The 4,112-nt window shown below is 67.3% G+C and carries 3 protein-coding genes; 1 reads left to right on the top strand and 2 read right to left on the bottom strand.

All coding sequences use genetic code 11. The features are described from left to right. Both HYU53_18730 and msrB read right to left on the bottom strand, forming a co-directional pair. On the bottom strand, positions 1-2,661 hold a 2,661-nt coding region (locus HYU53_18730; GenBank protein ID MBI2223230.1), incomplete at its 3' end, for a glycosyl hydrolase. Positions 2,662-3,104: 443 nt separating this feature from the next. Next, on the bottom strand, positions 3,105-3,515 hold the full coding sequence (gene msrB, locus HYU53_18725) for a peptide-methionine (R)-S-oxide reductase MsrB (protein ID MBI2223229.1): 411 nt from the start codon (positions 3,513-3,515) through the stop codon (positions 3,105-3,107). Positions 3,516-3,978: 463 nt separating this feature from the next. Here msrB and HYU53_18720 point away from each other — a divergent pair. Continuing rightward, positions 3,979-4,112, top strand: a 134-nt coding sequence (locus HYU53_18720) for an oxidoreductase (protein MBI2223228.1), incomplete at its 3' end; no start/stop codon positions are given.

Here is a 4,112-nt window from a genome sequence, read left to right as displayed (position 1 = left end):
GTGCCGGACGATGCGGAACGACTGCGTTTGCGTGTCGCCGCCCACCGTGATGCGCACGGAGTACTGCGCCGGTGGCGCGATCGGGCCGCGGACGCTGCCGGACCACATGATCAGGTTCGGGAACTCCGTGGCCGGCGGGTACCGCATGTCCCACGTGAACCGGTTCATGCCCCCCTTGACGCCCACGCGCGCGGGCGGCCCGCCGCGGAAGAACGACTCCTCCTCGTCGGCGCCCCCCTGCTGCTGCTCGGCGGCGCGCTTCTTCTCTTCCTCGGCCGTGCCCGTGTAGGTGCGCACCAGCGCGCCCTGCGCATCGAGGATGTCGATCGTCACCTTGTCGGCGTCCGCCTTGAGGTAGTAGTCGATGGTCACCCCGCGCGAGAGCGTACGGGTCGCGTGAACCGGGCCGAACAGGTGCACGTTGCTGGCGGCGACCTTCGCGTCCAGCTGCCGGAGCACGCTGATGTTGTCGAGGATGTGGAACGCGCGCCCGTGCGTGGCGATCGCGATGTCGTTGTCCTTCACCGCGATGTCGTGCACCGGCGTCGCCGGCAGGTTGAGCCGCAGCGACTGCCAGTTCGCCCCGTCATCGAACGAGACGAAGATGCCGGTCTCGGTGCCGAGGAACAGCAGGCCCCGCCGCACCTTGTCCTCGCGGATGGCGCGCGCGAAGTCGTCGGCGGGCAGGCCGGCGACGATCTTCGTCCAGGACGCGCCGTAGTCGGTCGTGCGGAACACGTACGGCGCACGGTCCGCGCGCTGATAGCGGTTTGCCGCGACGTAGGCCGTGCCGGCCGCGTGCGGTGAGGCCTCGATCAGGCTGATGCGCGCGAACTCCGGCAGGTCCGGCGGCGTGACGTTCTGCCAGGACTTGCCGCCGTCGAGCGTCACGTGCACGAGGCCGTCATCGGAGCCGGCCCACAGCGTGTCCTTTTCACGCGTGGAGGGCGCCAGGGTGAACACGGTCGCGTACGTCTCGACGCCCGTCTGATCGAGCGTGATGGGCCCGCCCGATTCCCCCATCGTCGACGGATCGTGCCGCGTCAGGTCCGGGCTGATCTTCTCCCAGCTCTGCCCCTCGTTCGTCGTTCGCCACACGTGCTGCGACGTGGCGTAGAGGACGTTCGGGTCGTGCGGCGACACGACGATCGGGAAGGTCCACTGGAAGCGCTCCGTCATCGCGCCCGAGGCGTGGCCCATCGGGTTGTCCGGCCACACGTTGACAGCGCGGCGCTCACCCGTCCGCCGGTTGATCCGCGTCAGCAGGCCGCCGTAGCTGCCCGCGTAGAACACGTCCAGGTCCTTCGGGCTCTGAGCGATGTACCCGCTCTCGCCCCCGCCCACCGGATAGAGGTAGTCCCCCGTGCCATCGCTGGGCACGCACGCGGTGCTGTTGTCCTGCTGCGCGCCGCACACGTGATACGGCACGTGATTGGTGGCGATCACGTGATAGAACTGCGAGGTCGGAAAGTCCTGCTCGGTCCACGTCTCGCCGCCGTTGGTGGAGACGTTGGCCCCGCCGTCGTTGCTGTTGATCATCCGCTTCGGGTCGTTCGGCGCAATCCACAGGTCGTGGTTGTCGCCGTGCGGCACGCGGATCGCCCGGATCGTCTTGCCGGCATCGGTCGATCGATAGAAGCCGGTATTGAGCACGTAAACGGTATCCTTGTCCTTCGGATCGGCGTAGATGCGGGTGTAGTAGAAGGCGCGCTGGCGCAGCCGGCGGTCGTCGTTCGCGAGCTTCCACGAGGCGCCGGCGTCGTCGGACAGGAACACGCCGCCGTCCTGCGCTTCGACAATCGCGTACACGCGATTCGAATCCGCGCCCGAGACCGCGATGCCGCTCTTGCCGATGACGCCCTGCGGGAGCCCCTTGTTCTTCGTGAGCTCGGTCCACGTCTCTCCGCCGTCGACCGACTTGTAGAGCCCGCTGCCCGGGCCGCCGCTCGAAAGCGAGTGCGGCGTGCGGTAGACCTCCCACAGCGACGCGTACAGCACGTCGGGCTTCTGCGGATCGATCACCAGATCGACCGCGCCGGTCTTCTCGTCGCGGAAGAGCGTCTTCTTCCAGTTCCGGCCGCCGTCGGTGGACTTGAACACGCCGCGTTCCGGGTTCGGCCCGTACGGGTTGCCGAGCGCCGCGACGTAGACGATGTCAGGGTTGGAAGGATGGATCCGGATCCGCGCCACCGACATCGTTTCCTTGAGGCCCGCATGCGACCACGTCTTGCCGCCGTCGGCGCTCTTGTACACACCGTCGCCCTGGATGATGTTGCCCCGCAGTTCCGTTTCACCCATCCCGACGTACACGACGTCGGGGTTCGATGGCGCCACGGCGACAACGCCGACCGATGAAGTCTTCAGGGCCTGGTCCGCAACGGGGCGCCAGGTCTGCCCGCCGTCCGTCGTCTTCCACAAGCCGCCGCCGGTCGCGCCGAAGTAGTACTCGAGCGGTCGTGAGTCGCTGCCGGACACTGTGATCGATCGGCCGCCGCGGGCCGGACCAATCGACCGCCAACGCAGTCCCGAAAGGAACCGCTGGTCGAACGACGTGGACGCTGGCTGGCTCTGGGCGCGAACGATCCCGTCGAGAATCGGGGCGCCTCCAACGAGCGCCGCCACGACGACCGTGGCACGTAGCGCGTTCAGGTGGTATCGCATGTAGGGCCTCTCCTGCTAAGGCATGAAGCATGAAGTCGGAAGGCGTAAATGCTAATGCGAACCCGCACCGCCCGACAAGTCTAGTGCTGTCATGGCGATCGCCCGTACGCGGGCGTCGGCGTCGAACGGGCGGCGTGGTTCGCTTCAGCGACAGCGCAGCCAGTGGATTGGCCACGGGGCAAGCGCTTACCTCGAACTCTCGTGGGAACGCCGGCACGGGGATCCGGAAATTGGCGTAAACCGGGTGCCCAGCCATCCGAGGCGGCGGGCATGTGCGTTGCTGACGAACTGCGGGGCAAAGGGAAGGCAGCAGGGCGCGGGAGCTGACGCCGGTCACCTCCGGTCCGGCCCGTCGGGGAGAACTTCCGCGGTCGCGTTCGGCACGACAGCGGCTCCTGCTGTCTTCCCTCTGCCCTTCTTGTGTTCCGGGCGGACCCAAGACCCTACCCCGCCTCGCTCGCTTCGAACGTCAGTGCCACTCCGTTGATGCAGTAGCGGAGGCCCGTCGGCGGCGGGCCGTCGGGAAACACGTGGCCGAGATGCCCGCCGCATCGGCTGCAGTGCACTTCTTCGCGCGCCATCCCGTGGCTGCGATCGATCGTGGAGCCGAGGGCACCGTCGATCGGCCCGAAGAAGCTCGGCCATCCCGTCCCGCTCTCGAACTTGCGATCGTTGACGAACAGGGGCTGTCCGCACCCGGCACACTTGAACGTGCCGGGGCGGTGCTCGTGCAGCAGCGCGCACGAGCCCGGCCGTTCCGTCCCGTGCCCGCGGAGCACGGCATACTGCTCCGGCGACAGGATCCGGCGCCACTCCTCATCGCTCTTCGTCACGGGAAACGTCTCGCCTCGCATGGCAGCTCCTGGTCATTTCCGTGCTTTGTGCGCGGCCCCGCCCGCCGGCTCTCCCCGCCTCAGCCGTTGAACACCGACGCCAGATCCGCAGTCCACTGGGCGAATCGGGGGTGGTCATCCGGCTGATTGGGACATTTGTCTCACGTCCGGGACCGCAATTCCAGTCGAACCGGGACAGAACGCGGATGGCGACGGTCCTGTCGAGCGGCGCATCCTCTGGACGCACAGGAGGGGAAAGTGATCAAGCGTCTGCTGTTCTTTGCCTACGGTGTCGTCTCGTACCTGATCTTCCTCAAGACGTTTCTCTACGCGATCGCGTTCGTCGGCGGCTTCGCCGTCCCCAGGCGGCTCGACAGTCCCCTGGAGACCTCGCTGCCCGCGGCGCTCGCGATCGACTGCGGGCTCCTGTGCCACTCGCGTGAGAAAGGATCGGGACAGGGGGTTCCGGCGTCTATAATTACCGATGAGCAACCCCCGTCTGTTTACTCCGTTCCGTGTCGCCGGACTGGAGCTCCGCAACCGCATCGTCATCGCGCCCATGTGCCAGTACTCGGCAGACGAGGGCCGGGCCACCGACTGGCATGTCATCCATCTTGG

This window comes from Acidobacteriota bacterium, assembly GCA_016184105.1.
Taxonomy (GTDB): Bacteria; Acidobacteriota; Vicinamibacteria; order Vicinamibacterales; family 2-12-FULL-66-21; genus JACPDI01.
The sequence above is the reverse complement of the archived record's forward strand: the minus strand, read 5'-3'. Positions and strand labels throughout refer to the sequence as shown.

Excerpts from the sequence above, each read along its gene's own strand:
- msrB (MBI2223229.1), bottom strand. The coding sequence starts at position 3,515 with ATGCGAGGCGAGACGTTTCCCGTGACGAAGAGCGATGAGGAGTGGCGC.